General features: G+C 49.8%; 14 protein-coding genes, 2 tRNA genes and 1 pseudogene. 16 read left to right on the top strand and 1 reads right to left on the bottom strand.

What is annotated here, in order from left to right:
• The first annotated feature begins 7 nt into the window (after nt 1–7).
• The 15 genes from K2G41_RS00855 (at nt 8) to K2G41_RS00785 (ending at nt 17,185) form a co-directional block, all read left to right on the top strand.
• A tRNA-Pro gene (locus K2G41_RS00855) sits at nt 8–81 on the top strand.
• A gap of 235 nt (nt 82–316) precedes the next feature.
• Nucleotides 317–390: transfer RNA gene (locus K2G41_RS00850), tRNA-Pro, on the top strand.
• Nucleotides 391–633: 243 nt separating this feature from the next.
• Nucleotides 634–954, top strand: coding sequence for a 50S ribosomal protein L21 (rplU, locus tag K2G41_RS00845; protein ID WP_300113061.1), 321 nt, complete (start codon nt 634–636; stop codon nt 952–954).
• 22 nt (nt 955–976) lie between these two features.
• Nucleotides 977–1,237: a 50S ribosomal protein L27 gene (gene rpmA, locus K2G41_RS00840; RefSeq protein ID WP_297069065.1), complete on the top strand. Its 261-nt coding sequence runs from the start codon at nt 977–979 to the stop codon at nt 1,235–1,237.
• Nucleotides 1,238–1,453: 216 nt separating this feature from the next.
• Nucleotides 1,454–1,984: an RNA methyltransferase gene (locus K2G41_RS00835; protein ID WP_300113059.1), complete on the top strand. Its 531-nt coding sequence runs from the start codon at nt 1,454–1,456 to the stop codon at nt 1,982–1,984.
• Nucleotides 1,985–2,202: 218 nt separating this feature from the next.
• Complete coding sequence (locus K2G41_RS00830; protein ID WP_300113057.1) at nt 2,203–3,558, top strand: hypothetical protein; 1,356 nt, start codon at nt 2,203–2,205, stop codon at nt 3,556–3,558.
• A gap of 252 nt (nt 3,559–3,810) precedes the next feature.
• Nucleotides 3,811–4,497: an ATP-dependent Clp endopeptidase proteolytic subunit ClpP gene (clpP, locus tag K2G41_RS00825; RefSeq protein WP_300113054.1), complete on the top strand. Its 687-nt coding sequence runs from the start codon at nt 3,811–3,813 to the stop codon at nt 4,495–4,497.
• Nucleotides 4,498–4,637: 140 nt separating this feature from the next.
• On the top strand, nt 4,638–5,912 hold the full coding sequence (clpX, locus tag K2G41_RS00820) for an ATP-dependent Clp protease ATP-binding subunit ClpX (protein WP_300113051.1): 1,275 nt from the start codon (nt 4,638–4,640) through the stop codon (nt 5,910–5,912).
• Nucleotides 5,913–5,995: 83 nt separating this feature from the next.
• Nucleotides 5,996–8,170: a DNA helicase RecQ gene (gene recQ / locus K2G41_RS00815; RefSeq protein WP_300113048.1), complete on the top strand. Its 2,175-nt coding sequence runs from the start codon at nt 5,996–5,998 to the stop codon at nt 8,168–8,170.
• 83 nt (nt 8,171–8,253) lie between these two features.
• A complete protein-coding gene (locus K2G41_RS00810) occupies nt 8,254–8,913 on the top strand; it encodes an ATP-binding cassette domain-containing protein (RefSeq protein WP_300113045.1) in 660 nt (219 codons plus the stop codon).
• Between the two features lie 127 nt (nt 8,914–9,040).
• The gene (locus K2G41_RS00805) at nt 9,041–10,327 is read left to right on the top strand and encodes an NAD(P)/FAD-dependent oxidoreductase (RefSeq protein WP_300113042.1); all 1,287 of its coding nucleotides are present in this window, start codon (nt 9,041–9,043) and stop codon (nt 10,325–10,327) included.
• 311 nt (nt 10,328–10,638) lie between these two features.
• Nucleotides 10,639–12,426 (top strand): arginine--tRNA ligase, encoded by a 1,788-nt coding sequence (gene argS, locus K2G41_RS00800; protein ID WP_300113039.1) that lies wholly within the window; start codon nt 10,639–10,641, stop codon nt 12,424–12,426.
• A 130-nt stretch (nt 12,427–12,556) separates the two neighbouring features.
• Nucleotides 12,557–13,300 carry a Bax inhibitor-1/YccA family protein gene (locus K2G41_RS00795; RefSeq protein ID WP_300113036.1) on the top strand — a complete coding sequence of 248 codons (744 nt, stop codon included), beginning with the start codon at nt 12,557–12,559 and terminating at the stop codon, nt 13,298–13,300.
• 56 nt (nt 13,301–13,356) lie between these two features.
• Complete coding sequence (locus K2G41_RS00790; protein ID WP_300113033.1) at nt 13,357–14,553, top strand: saccharopine dehydrogenase family protein; 1,197 nt, start codon at nt 13,357–13,359, stop codon at nt 14,551–14,553.
• Nucleotides 14,554–14,707: 154 nt separating this feature from the next.
• Nucleotides 14,708–17,185 carry a hypothetical protein gene (locus K2G41_RS00785; RefSeq protein WP_300113030.1) on the top strand — a complete coding sequence of 826 codons (2,478 nt, stop codon included), beginning with the start codon at nt 14,708–14,710 and terminating at the stop codon, nt 17,183–17,185.
• 257 nt (nt 17,186–17,442) lie between these two features.
• Here K2G41_RS00785 and K2G41_RS00780 read toward each other — a convergent pair whose 3' ends face one another.
• Nucleotides 17,443–18,177, bottom strand: a complete 735-nt coding sequence (locus tag K2G41_RS00780) for a hypothetical protein (protein WP_300113027.1) — start codon at nt 18,175–18,177, stop codon at nt 17,443–17,445.
• Nucleotides 18,178–18,295: 118 nt separating this feature from the next.
• Between K2G41_RS00780 and K2G41_RS00775 the strand changes: the two are divergent.
• Nucleotides 18,296–18,487: pseudogene (locus K2G41_RS00775) on the top strand (hypothetical protein); the annotation flags it as partial.

The raw sequence follows: 18,487 nt of genomic DNA, 5'->3' as shown, positions 1-18,487 counted from the left end.
GCCTAATCGGGGTGTAGCTCAGTTGGTTAGAGTACGCGTCTGGGGGGCGTGAGGTCGCTAGTTCGAGTCTAGTCACCCCGACTGTTTAGGTTCAAAGAGGGCACAACTTTTAAAGTTGTGCCCTCTGACTTATCCGACATTTAGCATCATAAATAATCCCGCACCTACTCGCATAACGCAACGCCCTGACACAGTGACACAAATGCAAAATCCAATAAATTTCTCATAAAATAATCGCCAAAAGTTTTGGCAGTTTCAAAAAAACTCCCTACCTTTGCATCGCTTTTGAAAAACAAAGCATCACAAAAAGCCTAATCGGGGTGTAGCTCAGTTGGTTAGAGTACGCGTCTGGGGGGCGTGAGGTCGCTAGTTCGAGTCTAGTCACCCCGACTAAATCAGGCAATCTGAGGTGAGATTCTTCAAACGGATCTCACCTCAAATCTTTTTTACCCCACCGTCGCTCAAAAAATATTTCCACAATCATAAAAATTAACACGGAAATATTATGAAAATCAGGCGGAAATCACTAACTTTGCATCCGATTTAGCCGCACCGGGCTTCGAAAAGCAGTTGTGAGGATACGCATTCCAAACTCTCGCCCGACGGAATAACCTGAAAACCAATTAATAACAAATGTACGCTATCGTAGAAATTCAGGGACAGCAGTTCAAGGCAGAGCCTGAAAAGTTCCTGTATGTTCACTATCTCGGCGAAGCTGTCAAAGAAGGCGACAAGGTTGAATTCGACCGCGTTCTCCTCGCTCAGTCCGACGAAACAGTTAAAGTTGGCGCACCCACAGTGGAAGGCGCAAAGGTTGTATGTGAGGTCCTCACTCCCCTTGTAAAGGGCGAAAAGGTAATCGTATTCAAGAAGAAACGCCGTAAAGGCTATCGTCGTAAGAACGGTCACCGTCAGTACTTCACCAAAGTGTTAATCAAAGAAGTTGTAGCTTAACCCCCTAAAATCGTTAAAAGAAATGGCACATAAAAAAGGTGTTGGTAGTTCTAAGAACGGCCGTGAGTCAGAAAGCAAACGACTCGGTGTGAAGATTTTCGGTGGTCAGTACTGCAAGGCAGGCAACATCATCAAGCGTCAGCGTGGCACCGTTCACCATCCCGGTCTCAACGTTGGCATGGGCAAGGACCACACTCTCTTCGCCCTCATCGACGGTGTTGTTGTGTTCACTGAAGGCAAAGAAGGCCGTAAGTTCATCAACGTTCAGCCCGCCGAGGCATAATTAGCCTCCACAACGCTCATTTCCCTTATACTAAGGAATCCGGATCTCCATATCCGGTGAGCGGCAAAAAAGACACTAATCCCGCAGGGGAGCGAGCACAATTCCGCTCGCTCCCCTGCGGTGTTTTTTATGCCGATTAATCATGGTATTTCTCGGAAATTTTGCTAACTTTGCTCTCAGAGACCAGTCGCAAAAGTAAAACCAGACTTTAGACAGATGGAAAAAAAGACCATAAGAGACCTCCACCGCACAGATATCGAACATTTCAAACGCCAACCTAAGATGTCACTGACGGTTGTGCTCGACAATGTCCGTAGCCTCAACAACATCGGAGCTATATTCCGCACATGCGATGCCTTCGCCGTCGAACGTCTGATACTCTGCGGTATAAGTGCCTGTCCGCCGTCACCGGAAATACATAAGACCGCTCTCGGAGCGGAGGATTCGGTGAAGTGGGAGTATTACCCGACAACCGGAGACTGCATCGACTGTCTCCAGCGCGACGGCTACACCCTCTGTTGCCTTGAGCAGGTCAAAGGGAGCATCGAACTTCAGGAATTTATGCCACAGCAGGGCCGACGCTACGCTCTCATACTCGGACACGAAGTGGAAGGAGTAGCACAGGAGGTGGTCAACCAGTGCGACATCTGCCTCGAAATCCCCCAGCGCGGGACCAAACACTCACTTAACGTCTCTGTATCTGGAGGAATAGCTATCTGGCACTTTTTCGAACATTTACAACCTTAGAAGACATATTGAACAGCGGCTCTCCCCCTCAGCTATTGGCCGAGCCCCAACCCGACATCATAACCACCTGAATAAACGTTGCTTTTTATATTAACAAATATTAACTTTCGGGGGGGGTAATTAGCATTAAACACCATATCTTTGTAATACATTTTTTAATAACATTCTTTATGCAGAAATCTTTACTCTTTTTTGGAATCGCCGCAGGTGCTTTATTTATGCCTGCAGCAGCAAATTCGGCAAATAGCCGTCAGGCTTCAAAAGTTCGTCAGGTTTTAGCCGCAGCCAATCAGAAAGCCGCAGCGATGAGCGCGGAGGCCGTTGCACGCCTTTATCATCCCCAAACCGTTACCGCTGAGAACTACAACTCTTACGAAAATTTGTGGAGCGACCCCTACACAACAAAATTCACCTACAACAAGGCGGGACAGATATTAACCCAAACGGAAGGAGACCGAGTAACCAAATACACCTATAATGAGGCAGGCTATCCGGTAAAGGTCGAAACTTTCTACATCATAGATGGAGAAAATAAATTATCATCCGTCAATGAATACACCTACGACACAGTGGTGAAAGGCCTTGTCATCAAGGAGGCTTCTCAATCCTACGACCCTTGGACAGGAGAATCTTATGGCGGCGGTGTGTCTGGAGTTGAAATCACACGCAACTCTGACGGTAACATAACGAAACTTCAGGAATACTACGAAGACGGAGTCAATAAAAGTTACTATGATGCCCTGATCATAGAGTACGGTGCAGACAAGAAGGCAGTCAAGATCTCGGAAGTAGAAGATGATGAGGTGTACATCACTATCTCGGACATCGTATGGAACACTACCGACGGACAGATCACGACTTACGAATTTGACGACCCCAACGGCGATATGTATTTCTCCAACAACCGTATCGCTTCGGCCACGATTACGGATGAAGACAACTATCCTGTACCGGGCAAATTCACAGCCACTTACGATGGCGACAGCTATCACAGCAAGCTCATGGTCGGCGACGATGTCGCGCTTGAGATCGATTTCAAGTGTATTGAAAAATTCGCTGCCAATGAAGACTTCGACGAGCAGTATAGCTACGACTGCACCTCTTTTGAAGCTGAATACGAATTCGATGAGGATACCAACAAATACTTCATTGAATATACCCGCCAGCGCACCGAAGAGAATCGTGCGAATGCCTTTGGTTTCAACCTCTCCAACAAACGCACTACCATCTACAAGTACGCCAATCCCTCCTATGAGGACGAAACCGAGGTAGATGAAAGCAAGATGGAGGTTACATACGATGACGAAATCGGCTATCCCCTCACGGCCGTCACCTACTATACCTCCACACTGACAGGCGGACAATCAGGCGAACTCGTTCCCTCAACCCGTTACACCTATTCAGATTATGTAAACGTTGAAGAGGACAATTCCGGCCTGACAGCTCCCGTCGTTGATGAATCCGCCGAGGCAGAATATTACAATCTGCAGGGCATCCGCGTTTATGGCGACCTCACTCCCGGCATATATATTTGCCGCAAGGGCTCTGAAACATCAAAAGTTATCATCCGATAATATATCATAAAACTTTCCGGGGGCATCCGTCTCTTGCCCCTACCTACATTACAGACAGGGTAGTTGCATCCCGGCAACTATCCTGTCTGTTTTTTATCTGACCCGGCATACAGACTTTTTAATATAAAGCATCACGCCATAACTTATCGCAAAATCCAAGAGTAGTGTAGATTTACAATTATTTTTTTGTCCGAATAAGATTTTTTTGTAACTTTACATTACGAATTTAGGCAAAACAAGATAAACACATATATGAATAAAGATTTTAGAAATTTTGCAGTGCACCATCTCGGAATGAATGGCCTCGCACTCGACCAATACACTGCCGCATCGGCACAGCAGATCACATCATCCTACATCTCTCCTACCATCATCGAGGAGCGTCAGCTCAACGTAGCTCAGATGGATGTGTTCTCACGCCTGATGATGGACCGCATCATCTTCCTCAGCACTGATGTCAACGACTACACCGCCACCGTCGTTCAAGGTCAGCTTCTCTACCTCGACTCGGTCGATCCCGGTAAGGACATCTCCATCTATCTCAACTCACCCGGTGGATCTGTCATTGCAGGTCTCGGCCTCTATGACACGATGCAGCACATCAAGAGCGACGTTTCCACCATCTGTATCGGCATGGCCGCCTCAATGGCAGCAGTGCTCCTCGTTGCAGGCGCACAGGGCAAGCGCATGGCTCTCCCCCACTCACGCGTCATGATCCACCAGCCACTCGGTGGCGTGCAGGGTCAGGCTTCCGACATCGAGATCACAGCCCGCGAGATCCTCAAATACAAGGCTGAGCTTTACAAGATCATTGCCGATCACTCCGGAATGTCGCTTGACCGCATCGAAGCTGACGCTGACCGCGACTACTGGATGACAGCCGACGAGGCCAAGGAATATGGCATGATCGACCGCGTACTCCTCCCCGAAAAGAAATAATTACACATACGTCATAGAGAGGACGGGCAGAAAGCATTGTTCAATTGCAAGCTCTGAACGCCCGTCCTTTTCAAGGACATGACACGTCTGGCATCAATAGCCTGACCCGTCATAAACCCCCAGAACCTTCAAGACACGAAATGGCAAAAAAATCCAATTCGAATCAAGAAATCAAATGCTCATTCTGCGGTAAGGAACCTTCCTATACCGACATACTCGTACCGAGTCCGCTCGGTGACACATACATCTGCAACGAGTGTGTCGATCAGATAGAAGGGCTGCTGAAGGATTATTACAACGACAATCCCTCACTCCGCCCCGCAGCCAAGGGCAAGCGATCAGCCAACTCTAACGAAAAAGAGGCTTCTGAGCAGAAGCAGCTCCCCACCCCGGTCGAGATACGCGAGTTCCTTGACCAGTACGTCATCGGACAGGAAGATGCCAAGAAATATCTTTCGGTAGCGGTCTATAACCACTACAAACGTCTGGCACAGGACAAGGATGACGTCGATATCGAAAAGAGCAACATCATCATGGTCGGACCGACGGGTACGGGAAAAACCCTTCTCGCAAAGACAATCGCCCGACAGCTCGACGTCCCCTTCGCCATAGTCGATGCCACTGTGCTGACAGAGGCTGGCTACGTCGGTGAGGACATTGAAAGTCTTCTCGTCCGTCTGCTTCAGGCCGCGGACTATGATGTGGCGAAAGCCGAACGCGGCATTGTGTTCATCGATGAGATCGACAAGATCGCACGCAAGGGCGACAACCCGTCCATCACACGCGATGTGTCCGGCGAAGGTGTGCAGCAGGGTCTGCTCAAACTTCTCGAAGGTTCAGTGGTCAACGTTCCGCCGAACGGTGGCCGCAAGCATCCCGAACAAAAAATGATCGCCGTCGATACTAAAAACATCCTCTTCATCTGCGGAGGAGCTTTTGACGGCATAGAGCGCAAGATTGCCCACCGCCTCAACACCCATGTCGTAGGCTTTACCGGCTCATCCGTGCGTTCAAAAGTCGATTCGGACAACTATCTCAAATACATAGCCCCGCAGGATCTCAAGTCATTCGGACTCATTCCTGAGATCATAGGCCGTCTGCCGGTGCTTGTCCATCTTGATCCGCTTGACCGCGAGGCACTTCTCCGAGTGCTCACCGAGCCGAAAAACGCTATCACAAAACAGTATGAGAAACTGTTTGCCATGGACGGCGTGAAGCTCGTGTTCACTCCGGAAACGCTTGAATTCATTGTCGATAAGGCTATCGAATACAAGCTTGGCGCGCGAGGGCTGCGCACGATCGTCGAGACAATCATGATGGATCCTATGTATGAGACCCCGTCAACCGACATAAAGGAACTGGTCATCGACCGCGCCTTTGCCGAGGAGAAAATCCGCAAAGCCTACATAGGCTGAGCGGATCGGTCTCCCGCCGGCAATCCATCTCTCCACACCCCAATCTCACATTTCAATCTCCTCCACCAACCTGAACACATCCCATGAATCAACGACTCCACGCAGCACTTAAAGAGCACTTTGGCTTTGAATCATTCAAAGGCAATCAGGAAGCCATAATGACCAGCCTCCTTGAAGGCAACGATGTATTCGTGCTCATGCCCACGGGAGGGGGAAAATCTCTCTGCTACCAGCTTCCCGCCCTGATGATGGACGGGACGGCAATAGTAATCTCCCCGCTCATCGCACTGATGAAAAATCAGGTGGATGCGATGCGTCATTTCAGCGAAGCGGACCATGTGGCCCACTTCCTGAACTCCTCGCTCAACCGCGCAGCCATCGATCAGGTCAAGTCCGACATCTCAGCCGGACGCACAAAGCTGCTTTATGTCGCACCGGAATCGCTGACGAAGGATGAAAACATAGAGTTTCTAAAGACGATATCCATCTCATTCTATGCTGTCGATGAGGCCCACTGCATCTCCGAGTGGGGTCATGACTTCAGACCTGAATACCGCCGCATACGCCCGATCATCAACGAGATCAGCGTCCGTCCGATGATCGCCCTTACAGCGACGGCTACTCCCAAGGTCCAGCATGACATACAGAAGAACCTCGGCATGACCAATGCCAAGGTGTTCAAATCATCGTTCAACCGCGAGAATCTCTTCTATGAGGTGCGTCCCAAGACACTCAACATCGACAAGGACATAATCAAATACATCAAGAACAACTCAGGTAAGTCAGGTATCATCTATTGCCTAAGCCGTAAAAAAGTTGAGGAACTGGCTGAAATGCTCGTTGTCAACGACATTAAGGCTCTTCCCTACCACGCCGGCATGGACGGTGCGACCCGCACGGCCAATCAAGACGCGTTCCTGATGGAGAAAGTCGATGTCATAGTCGCTACCATAGCCTTCGGCATGGGTATCGATAAACCAGACGTGAGATTTGTTATACATTACGATATGCCGAAGTCGCTTGAAGGTTACTATCAGGAGACCGGACGGGCCGGACGCGACGGTGGCGAAGGCCAGTGTATCACCTTCTATGCCGCCAAGGATCTCCAGAAAATGGAGAAATTCATGCAAGGCAAACCGCTTGCCGAGCAGGAAATAGGCCGCCAGTTACTCATAGAGACCCAAAGCTATGCCGAGGCAAGCAGTTGCCGCCGACGCTCACTCCTGTTCTATTTCGGAGAAGAGTATCTCACGGACAACTGCCAGAACTGTGACAACTGTATAAATCCAAAGAAAAAAGTGGAAGCTAAAGATGTTTTGTGTGCGGTACTTGAAACTGTCATCGCACTTAAAGAAAAATTCAAGGCCGATCATGTTACCGATGTATTGCTCGGCCGAGCTACCTCAGATGTCAAATCCTACGAACATGATCAGCTCGAAGTGTTCGGCTGCGAACAGGGTGCCGACGAGCGCATCATCAGTGCAGTGATCCGTCAGGCAATCCTCGCAGGATACCTTGAGAAAGACATCGAAAACTACGGACTCCTTAAAATCACATCCAAAGGAAAAAAATTCCTATCGAAACCGGAATCGTTCAAGGTCATGGCCGACTCGGATTTCAGCGAAGAGCCTGAACCCGAAATGATGAAGAGCACAGGTTCATGCGCGGCTGACGATGAACTTTTCAGCATTCTCAAAGATCTCCGCAAGAAGATAGCCAAGAAACTCGGCCTCCCTCCTTACGTCATATTCCAAGATCCGTCGCTTGAAGCGATGGCCACCACCTATCCTATCTCCATCGAGGAACTTCAGAACATTCCCGGTGTGGGTGCAGGAAAGGCGAAACGTTACGGCGAAGAGTTTGTAAAGGTAATCAAACGCCACGTCGAGGACAATGAGATCGACCGCCCGGAAGATTTCCGTGTCCGCAGTGTCCCCAGCCGTAACTCCACAAAATACTTTATCATTCAGGCTGTTGACCGTAAGATCCCTCTGCCTGAGATCGCAAAGGCCAAGGGTCTTGATTTCTGCGAACTTATCGACGACATCGAGGCTATAGTCTATTCGGGAACGAAAATCAACATCAACTATTACATCAACGAGATCATCGACGAGGATTCGCAGGACGAAATCTTTGACTTCTTCAAGGAATGTCAGACCGACGATCTCAACGAAGCCTACCGCGAACTCGGTGAGGACTTTACCGAGGATGAGATACGCCTCATGCGCATCAAGTTCCTTTCGGAGATGGGCAACTGATGTGACACCGGATGCCGTGTCAAAATCAAATCGCAACCAAAACCATAAACAAGAATCTCCCCCCAACACCACGACTCGAAAGCATGGGCAAGGTAATAGATTACAAGGACGTTGAACTTCACCGTCAGGACCTGATAGCACTGAAACATGTCAACCTCTCCGTAGAGGAGGGCGAATTTGTCTATCTCATAGGTAAGGTCGGAAGCGGAAAGTCCAGCCTCCTGAAATCAATCTATGCCGACATACCCATCGCTTCGGGCGAGGCGAGGGTTCTTGACTATGATCTCACAACAATCCGCCTGCGCGAGATCCCCTATCTCCGCCGAGAGATAGGCATAGTGTTTCAGGACTTTCAGCTTCTGACTGACCGCAGCGCATACGCCAATCTCCGCTTCGTGCTTGAAGCTACCGGCTGGCGTGACAAAGAGGAGATCGAAAAACGCATCGAAGAAGTGCTTAAAGAGGTGCGTATGAGCAATAAGAGCTACAAGAATCCTCACGAACTCTCAGGCGGTGAGCAGCAGCGCATCGTGATAGCACGCGCGCTTCTCAACCATCCGCGCATCATTCTTGCCGACGAGCCTACAGGTAATCTTGACCCTGCCACAGGCGAAGCTATTGTCAGCCGTCTTCACTCCATCGCACGCAATGGCACGACGGTCATCATGGCTACCCATAACCTTGCCCTTGTGGAGCAGTTCCCCGGACGCGTGCTCACATGCGAGGGTCACACCATCATTTGACAAAACCATAAGGAACGACGAAACGTTGTTATTAATGAATGTACCGTATGTTGTGCAGGATTTCCCGTACATACACATACGGAAATTTCTCATTAATTTCAACTAAATCATATCGTTCCTTCTGCTTATGTCAGTAAAGCCCAAAATAGTAGTGCTCGGCGGTGGTTTCGCCGGCCTGAATCTTGTCAAAAAACTTGACAAGAAGAAATATGACGTAGCCCTTGTCGATAAACACAATTACCACACCTTCCCGCCTCTTTTCTATCAGGTCGCCTCTTCCGAGCTTGACCCGACAAGCATCTGCTTCCCCCTGCGTCGGGAGCTTAGCAAACGTAGTGGCCGCGGGATCAGTTTCCATATAGGTGAAGTCAGGAGCGTTGATGTAGTCAACAAATGCGTCGTAACAAATTACGAGAGTATTCCCTACGATAAACTTGTCATCGCTGTCGGCACAACCAACAACTTTTTCGGCAACCCTGACCTGATCGACGAAGTCTATACACTGAAATCGACGGACGAGGCTATCCGTATCCGCAACGAAATCCTTTTCCGCTGCGAACGTGCAGCCGTAGAGCCGGACGAAGAAAAACGTCGGCGTATGCTTAGCTTTGTCGTAATCGGCGGTGGCCCTGCCGGAGTAGAGATCGCAGGTGCAATCGGCGAGCTCAAACGCTACATACTCAAACGTGATTATCCTGAAATACCTGTCGATGACCTCAGTATAACTATTGTCGAGGGTACAGACCGTGTACTCGGAGCGATGAGTCCGCAGGCTTCGGAAACAGCACTGCGTGATCTCAAGCAACTGATGGTCAATGTGAGACTCGGACGTCTGATGAAGACATACAAGGACAATGTCGTGACGCTTGACGACGGCTCCACTCTCTACAGCGAAATGGTCATCTGGACGGCAGGAGTAACAGGAACTCCAATCGAATTCACAGGTACTGACTACAAACCCGGCCGCGGAGGCCGCTTCCAGACAGATGATTATTGCCGTGTCGATGGTCTGAATGATATTTTCGCCATAGGCGACGTCAATCTGCTGACATCCGAGAAATATCCGCGTGGACTCCCGCAGCTCGCACAGGTGGCCATACAGCAGGGCAAATTCCTTGCCGATAACTTCAACCGTGACCGCTGGGACAAACCTTTCTCCTACAAGGACAAAGGCTCTATGGCCACAATCGGCCGCAATCGAGCTGTAGCTGACATCAACCGAATCCATCTGAGCGGATTTCTAGCATGGATGGCATGGATGTTTATACATCTGATCTCACTGCTCGGAATGCGTAGTAAACTGAGTGTGCTCATCAACTGGATCTGGGCCTATTTCAGCTACAACACCGCCCTGCGTCTGCTCCTGATGGGATCGAAATATCCCAAACGCGGCACCCTATGGGACAAGGGCTGACCGCCCCCGCTTTGAACTGACCTAAACTTATTACAAATCAAGATTCCCGGTTTATTTTACCATTTATTCTGCGAATGTTTTAACTTTCCTTAATAAGTTTAGATCAGTTCTTTGGCTTAACAGCCAAGGTGAACCACCCTGACAACAATATTTTTTCACGAGCCGGCGATAAAGATTTCTGTAATTCACATTTTTATTGTAATTTTGTGAATTATAGGTGAAGGAGGAAACATCCTGATCCCATTACATCTCCTATAATCATCAGGAATAGTTTTTTAAATCGTTAAAAATCAAAATTCGCAACAGTAAAAATGTCTATTGATTGCATCATCGCCCAAGCCGTTTCAAAGGCCGTCAAGGACCTCTATGGCATCGATACTCCTGCCGAGAACATTGTTCCGCAGGCCACCCGTAAGGAATTTGAGGGAAATCTCACTGTAGTGGTGTTCCCGTGGGTAAAGGCGGCGCGTAAAGCCCCCGACGCTGTCGGTCAGGAAATCGGCTCATGGCTTGAAGCTAACGAAGAAGCGGTTGAGAAGTTCAATGTCGTCAAAGGCTTCCTCAACATCACCATAGCTCCACGATTCTGGAATTCAGTACTTACCCATATCGCCGAGACTCCCGGCTATGGAATCAAGGCTGCCGATGAAAATTCACCTCTCGTAATGGTCGAATATTCATCGCCCAACACCAATAAGCCCCTCCATCTCGGCCACATCCGTAACAACCTCCTCGGATTCAGCCTCTCGGAGATTCTCAAAGCATGCGGCAACCGCGTCGTGAAGACCAATATTGTCAATGACCGAGGTATCCACATCTGCAAATCCATGCTGGCATGGCAGAAATGGGGCGACGGTGTCACTCCCGAATCATCGGGCAAGAAGGGCGACCACCTTATCGGTGACTTCTATGTCCTCTTTGACAAGCACTACAAGGCTGAGGTCAAAGCCCTTGAAGAGCAGGGAATGACAAAGGAAGAGGCCGAAGCAGCCTCCCCTCTCATGAAGGAAGCACGCGCGATGCTCGTGAAATGGGAGCAGAAAGATCCTGAGATCCGTGCTCTCTGGGAAATGATGAACTCATGGGTATATGCCGGATTCGATGAGACCTACAAGCGCATGGGAGTGGATTTCGACAAAATCTACTACGAGAGCGAGACATATCTCGAAGGCAAGGACAAGGTGCTTGAAGGACTTGAGGCCGGAAAGATGTATCGCAAGGAGGATGGCTCCGTTTGGGCTGACCTTACAGGCGAGGGGCTTGACCATAAGCTTCTGCTCCGCAGCGACGGCACATCCGTCTATATGACTCAGGACATCGGTACAGCCAAACTCCGCTTTCAGGACTTCCCTATCGACAAGATGATCTATGTGGTGGGTAACGAACAGAACTACCATTTCCAAGTCCTCTCGATCCTCCTTGACCGCCTTGGTTTCAAGTGGGGCAAGGATCTCGTTCACTTCTCCTACGGTATGGTCGAGCTCCCCGAAGGCAAGATGAAGTCACGTGAGGGTACGGTCGTCGATGCCGATGATCTTATGGACGACATGGTGACTACCGCACGCGCAGTCTCAGCCGAACTTGGCAAGCTCGACGGTCTCACTGACGAGGAAGTGGCCCGCATATCTGAAATGGTCGGTCTCGGCGCACTCAAATATTTCCTTCTGAAAGTCGATCCGCGCAAGAACATCACTTTCAATCCAAAGGAATCAATTGACTTCAACGGTAACACCGGTCCTTTCATACAATACACATACGCCCGCATCTGTTCCGTACTCCGCAAGGCTGAGGAAGAAGGTATGAAGATCGGATCGTATGCCCACGTGACACCCGGCGAACGCGAAATCACCCTCGTGCAGGCTCTCGCCGACTTCCCCGCTACCGTACAGGCCGCGGGTCAGAGCTACAGTCCGGCTCTCATAGCCAACTATATCTATGACCTCGTGAAATGCTACAATCAGTTCTACCACGACTGCTCAATCCTCAAGGAAAGCGACGAGGCTGTACGTTCATTCCGCCTCGAACTCAGCCGTCAGACAGCACGTGTGGTGAAGACCGGTATGGCTCTGCTCGGCATTGAAGTGCCTGAACGAATGTAAGACCATTCAGGAATCGCCTTCTTCTCCACGGAAACGGATGTTGACACCAACGGCCTGATTAAACTTTTTGTCAGACCGGGTGTCATAATATATATAGGTATTAATTACAAACAAAAAAACATCCAAGAATATGAACTACAATCAGCAAACTCCACCTCCCTACTATAATGGAGGCGACAACTACAACAGCTATCGTGCCTCATCATATCAGGTAGATCAGACCACATCTGCCGTGATGAAACAAGTATATTTCAAGATGTTCCTCGGACTTCTTGTGACGGCTTTCATATCGCTCTTCTGTGCCAGCTCCATGGCCTACATGAATTTCATGGCCACCAACAGCTGGTTCTATTGGAGTCTGTTCATCGCTGAGATCGTTCTCGTCATCTCTCTCTCGGCGCGTCTTACCAAAATGTCGTCAGCGACGGCCACACTGTTGTTCTACGCATTCGCAGCTGTCAACGGTCTGGCTCTCGCACCGATCTTCCTTGTCTATACATCCACTTCAATCGCCAAGACATTCTTCATCTGCTCAGGCACGTTTGGCGCAATGAGTGTCTATGGCTATTTTACCTCCAAGGATCTCACCAAGTGGGGCAACTTCCTTTTCTATGCTCTCATCGGCCTCATCATCGCATCCGTGGTCAACATCTTCACAAAGAGTTCCACTCTTGACTGGATCATCTCATTTGCCGGCGTCCTGATCTTCATCGGCCTGACCGCTTGGGATACACAGAAGATCAAGCAGATGGCTCTCACGACACCTGCATCGTATGTCGGCCATCTCGCCACCATCGGAGCTCTTAATCTCTACCTCGACTTTATCAACCTCTTCCTCTATCTCCTACGCCTTTTCGGAAATCAGCGTGACTGATGACGAACTGGAAATCTGAAACTTCATTTAACCGAAACAATCAAGATAATCAGGACATGGCAAAAGTCGTAATTATCGGAGCCGGCGGCGTTGGTACCGTTGTGGCCCACAAGTGTGCTCAGCACCCCGAAGTGTTCACCGAAATCGTGATCGCATCACGCACACGCAAGAAGTGCGATGCTATCGTAGAGGCTATCGGCAAGCCCAACATCAGTTCCGATGTGGTTGACGCCGACAGCGTTCCCCAGCTCGTCGAGCTCTTCAACCGCCACAAACCCGCGCTCGTCATCAATGTGGCTCTTCCCTATCAGGATCTCACCATCATGGATGCCTGTCTCATCTGTGGTGTCAACTATCTCGATACGGCCAACTACGAGCCTAAGGATGTGGCTCACTTCGAATACTCATGGCAGTGGGCCTACAAGAAACGTTTCGAGGACGCAGGCCTGACGGCCATCCTCGGCTGCGGTTTCGACCCCGGAGTGTCAGGCGTGTTCACAGCCTACGCTGCCAAGCATTATTTCTCCGATATGCAGTATCTCGACATCGTTGATTGCAACGGAGGTGACCACGGTAAGGCATTCGCCACCAACTTCAACCCCGAAATCAACATCCGCGAGATCACGCAGAACGGTCGTTATTACGAGGACGGCAAGTGGGTGACCACCGGTCCGCTCGAAATTCACAAGACCCTCACCTATCCCAATATCGGTGAGCGCGAGAGCTACCTCCTCTATCACGAAGAGCTTGAATCACTTGTGAAGAACTATCCCTCGATCAAGCGTGCACGCTTCTGGATGACTTTCGGTCAGGAATATCTCACACATCTCCGTGTGATCCAGAACATCGGCATGGCACGTATCGACGAGGTTGAATACAACGGTCAGAAGATCGTTCCCCTCCAGTTCCTCAAAGCCGTTCTCCCCAACCCGCAGGATCTCGGTGAGAACTACCACGGCGAGACTTCGATCGGCTGCCGCATCGAGGGTCTTGACAAAGAGGGCAAACATCTCACCTACTATATCTGGAACAACTGTTCGCATGAGGAAGCCTACCGCGAGACAGGAATGCAGGCCGTAAGTTACACCACCGGTGTACCCGCAATGGTCGGTGCCATGATGTTCCTTACAGGAAAGTGGGTTAAACCCGGAGTGAACAACGTGGAGGAATTCGATCCCGATCCCTTCCTCGAAGAACTTGCAAAGGACGGTCTGCCTTGGAATGAGGAGTTCAACCTCAACCTCGAAGTCTGATCACGATACCCTTCGCTTATGATCCGCCCCCTATCGACGGATAAATAATACAATAATTCAAAAATTCATAAACGACATATTCTTAAAGGTCAATGTGTTGTTTATGAATTTTTGATTTTTATAGCTTGCTTCCTATTCCCTGAATCTAAATGACATGTTAAAACCAATCATTCTTTCAGCTATCCTCTCCTACGCCGCTATCCCGATGGCCGCTGGCGCATTCAACATCGATGCGCAGACGAACACAGTCACCACAGCTGACGGCTCAACATACAGACTCAGCCACGAAACCCTCCTCCTGCAGCCCGGCCCAAGCACATCGCCCTACGTGTTCAACGATGCCCTGAAAGCTTTTGAAGCAATCAACCGTTCGGGGTCGAAAAACGTGACGCTGCTTGTCGCACCCTCCGTCTATTGGCTTGATGACCCAGACGATCCTGCTGTCCGTCGCAATCCCGCCAATTCCGGAAGTATCCCATACGCAGCGGAGATCAGTTGCGACACTTTGTCCATCATCGGACTCGCCACTAATCCTGAAGATGTGGTCTTTGCCGTCAACCGCGGTCAGACTCAAGGCGCGCTCGGTAATTATACGATGCTCCATTTCCACGGCCGGAGTCTCACCACAGCCAACATGACCTACGGAAACTACTGCAACGTTGATCTCGAATATCCCCGCGATCCGTCGCTCAACCGTCCGCGCCGACGCGATGCCATCGTGCAGGCACAACTCGGTATCTGTGACAAAACAGACCGGTTGTTTGCTGAAAACTGCCGTTTCATCAGCCGTCTAAATCTCTGCCCCCTCACTGGAGCACGGCGTTCACTCTACAAGGATTGCTATTTCGAGTGTACAGACGATGCGCTGACCGGTTCAGCCATCTATCTCGACTGCCGTTTCACTTTCTTCAGCGGAAAACCCTTCTATTCAACCGCTTCAACAGGTGCAGTGTTTCTCAACTGCGATATCCACACACTGGTTGACGGCACTCAGTACCTGACAAAAATGCCGGGGATGGTGACGCTAATTGATACCCGTTTCACTTCCGACCACCCGGTGAAACTACAATGGACACGCGACCCCTCGGCCGTCAGATGTTATCAGAGCAATGTGATTCTCAACGGCAAACCGGTGACCGTGGATGCCGAACGTCCGGAACTCAGCACAGATATCACAGACTCTCCCCTCCTCAATGCCTATAAAATCACCAAAGATGGAAAGACTGTTTATAACACTCCCAATCTCCTTGGCGGTAACGACGGCTGGGATCCGCTCGACATGCTTCCCGAAATCCGCAAGAACACAGACGGTCTGACATCAATCCCGGTGGCAATGCGCCTCATACGCTCCAACAGGATGCTTGACGCCCAATCCGATACGACGCTTCTCACCCCATCCTTCCGACTGTGGGGTGACTATGAAGTGGCTTATCCCGTCACAAGCATAAACTGGTCAGCACCGAGCACCATGACTGTAAAAGCAGCCGGAGGCAAAGCGACTGTCACCTCTGCCAACCATTTTCCTCAGGAAGTCAATGGTTTTGTCACTGCATCTACTCCCGAAGGTCTCACCGGTGCAACGGCAGTCAGGATCGCACCATATCTGAAGGATGCGCCTGCGCTCGCTACACCTCCGGGGATCTTCCATGACAAAACCTCTCTTAAACTCGGCTATACTCTTACCGGCGACGGCACTGACGACAGTCATATAATATGGTACCGCTCGACGCGTCCCGACCTCTCTGATTCTGTGGCTGTACGTCAAGGCAACGGTCAGTCGGCCCACATCTATCCGCTTTCAAGTGCCGACCACGGCTGCTACATTTCAGTAAGCGTGACACCTAAATATAATGATTCACGTGCCGGAGACCCTTCAGTAGTCCGTTTCAGCGACATAATCACTTCTAAAATGTCAAAGAGCTCACCGGGCAAGGAACGCTCGCTTTCCACTTCATTCGCCGAAATTCCTATCCGCAGAGGCGAGCCGGGACGTCCGGGTTACTGGAATTTCGACACCTACAAGCCGGCGGATACCAAACTTCACGACTGGACTCCGGATCAGAACCGGAGCTGGTATTATGGTCAGGCCACCGATGCAGCAACCGGAACAGGTCTCGTTCAGGCTGCGCGCGGAGCACGCCTCTCCTACACTCCGATGCGTCCGGACTGCAAGGGTATGCAGCTCTCACTTATCGCCGAGCCGTGCAAAGGACCCGGTCAGGGCTTCGGCAGTGCCACGGGCCAGTATATGGACATCTGCATTTGTTTCGATCCCGTCACGCTAACCGGCTATGCCCTCCGTATCGAACGCACTCCTGATTATGACAAGGCCGTGACCTTCACCCTCGTACGCTACGACAAAGGAAACGTCACACCTGTCAGTGAATCCGTAGCGACCAACTGTTTCCGCAATCCGTGTCATATTTCTGTCGAACTTACCGGCGGACATCTGATAGCGAGTGCTCGTACGGAAGCTCCGGCTGCGGCATCATCTAATCCGGAAGTGAAATCGGAAGTCTTTCTGACAGCCAATGTCGCTCCATCGGCATTTCCTTCCTTCGCCATACAGCACACTGGATCTGTCGGAGCGTCAGCTACCCTCCTCCGTAACCTAAATGTGAACTGGAAATAACGTGTCAGTCCAACCGATTTTTTTCGTTATAGAACCGTAACAGATTCCGGTTGCAGTATATGGCTGTGTCAGAATGGATAAAGTTCTTGTTGTAGGGTCTGCGCTTGCGCTGGCAGAAATTTAAGGCAATGTGATAATCAGCTCTAATTACGCCGTAGAATTAAGGCAGCTCAAGCACAGTCCCTGCAACCGGAATCTGATTCCGGCACAGCATGACAAACTTAATTCAGTCCTATTAATTCTTCCATTCAATCCTGTCATCCACGTGCCCTATTGCCGTATCTCCTGTGCCAAGTTTCGATCCGGCTATTTGTAATGCTCCCCACATCTTCCTGCCGTAAGTCGGCGAGTAGAATATCCCTACCTTGATCCCCCTTAGAAGATTCTTTATTATTCTGATCCGCAACGCTATCAACCTTCTTATCTTCCTTACGCGCACGACGTTCGGCTGCACGGCGGCGACAAGCTGCCGAACGCTCCACTGCTGCATCAATCTCCCCTTTCAGCGAATAGAAGATGACCACTACAAACTCTTCACAATAGCGACGTTGCGGACATTCGCCCGTTAGTAAATACCGCTCGATATACTTCATGAACTCGTCGCGCCACCCTTTCACATAACCCAACGAAGTGATGATTTCTCCTACTCGGATTTCCAGCTTGGAATAGAATGACTGCGAAACCGGCTTGTCCCACGATTTCTTCTGCGGATTTCTCATGCTTGCTGATTCTTTTGATGTATCCTTTGTTCCTCTCGCATTGCGAGTCAAGGTTTTCGTAGCCGATTCAAGTGTTTTTCTCATAGTTTTTATGGGTCTCAATTGTTTTTCAGCAAAGATACATCCGTCACACACATTTTTAGGTGCGATAATGAAAAATCCTTTGGATAACGAAGCATAAAAATGGACTCTGCACTTCAAAAGACAGGGATCAGAAATCGTATTCAGGTGTATCCACGGGCCACATTTAATGATACTCGCAGATTTTTTCATGAAAGTGTTTTGGTTTTAAAAAAAAGTTACTACTTTCGCAGTACTGATTCATGCCCCTCTTTCAAGAGTCATGGTCAAAATAATATTTTATCAGAAAAACAATACACAAAACCATACTATGATATTCAATTTCCGTATAGTCTCTGACGAAGTTGACAACTTCAAGCGTGAAATTCAAATAGACGCCGACGCAACATTCCTTGATCTCCGTAACGCCATCTGTGACTCGGTCGGCTATGACAAAAGTCAGTTCAGTTCCTTCTTCATGTGTGAGGCTTTCTCTTATACACATATGACGCTGCCTACGACA

This window comes from Duncaniella sp. (genome assembly GCF_029056165.1).
Classification (GTDB): Bacteria; Bacteroidota; Bacteroidia; order Bacteroidales; family Muribaculaceae; genus Duncaniella.
The sequence above is the reverse complement of the archived record's forward strand: the minus strand, read 5'-3'. Positions and strand labels throughout refer to the sequence as shown.

What these genes read in the sequence shown, in the direction of transcription:
- clpP (WP_300113054.1), top strand. Translation starts at nt 3,811, where the DNA reads ATGAATAAAGATTTTAGAAATTTTGCAGTGCACCATCTCGGAATGAAT.
- K2G41_RS00810 (WP_300113045.1), top strand. Translation starts at nt 8,254, where the DNA reads ATGGGCAAGGTAATAGATTACAAGGACGTTGAACTTCACCGTCAGGAC.
- rplU (WP_300113061.1), top strand. Translation starts at nt 634, where the DNA reads ATGTACGCTATCGTAGAAATTCAGGGACAGCAGTTCAAGGCAGAGCCT.
- rpmA (WP_297069065.1), top strand. Translation starts at nt 977, where the DNA reads ATGGCACATAAAAAAGGTGTTGGTAGTTCTAAGAACGGCCGTGAGTCA.
- K2G41_RS00835 (WP_300113059.1), top strand. Translation starts at nt 1,454, where the DNA reads ATGGAAAAAAAGACCATAAGAGACCTCCACCGCACAGATATCGAACAT.
- argS (WP_300113039.1), top strand. Translation starts at nt 10,639, where the DNA reads ATGTCTATTGATTGCATCATCGCCCAAGCCGTTTCAAAGGCCGTCAAG.
- K2G41_RS00780 (WP_300113027.1), bottom strand. Translation starts at nt 18,177, where the DNA reads ATGAAAAAATCTGCGAGTATCATTAAATGTGGCCCGTGGATACACCTG.
- recQ (WP_300113048.1), top strand. Translation starts at nt 5,996, where the DNA reads ATGAATCAACGACTCCACGCAGCACTTAAAGAGCACTTTGGCTTTGAA.
- clpX (WP_300113051.1), top strand. Translation starts at nt 4,638, where the DNA reads ATGGCAAAAAAATCCAATTCGAATCAAGAAATCAAATGCTCATTCTGC.
- K2G41_RS00795 (WP_300113036.1), top strand. Translation starts at nt 12,557, where the DNA reads ATGAACTACAATCAGCAAACTCCACCTCCCTACTATAATGGAGGCGAC.
- K2G41_RS00785 (WP_300113030.1), top strand. Translation starts at nt 14,708, where the DNA reads ATGTTAAAACCAATCATTCTTTCAGCTATCCTCTCCTACGCCGCTATC.
- K2G41_RS00790 (WP_300113033.1), top strand. Translation starts at nt 13,357, where the DNA reads ATGGCAAAAGTCGTAATTATCGGAGCCGGCGGCGTTGGTACCGTTGTG.
- K2G41_RS00830 (WP_300113057.1), top strand. Translation starts at nt 2,203, where the DNA reads ATGCCTGCAGCAGCAAATTCGGCAAATAGCCGTCAGGCTTCAAAAGTT.
- K2G41_RS00805 (WP_300113042.1), top strand. Translation starts at nt 9,041, where the DNA reads ATGTCAGTAAAGCCCAAAATAGTAGTGCTCGGCGGTGGTTTCGCCGGC.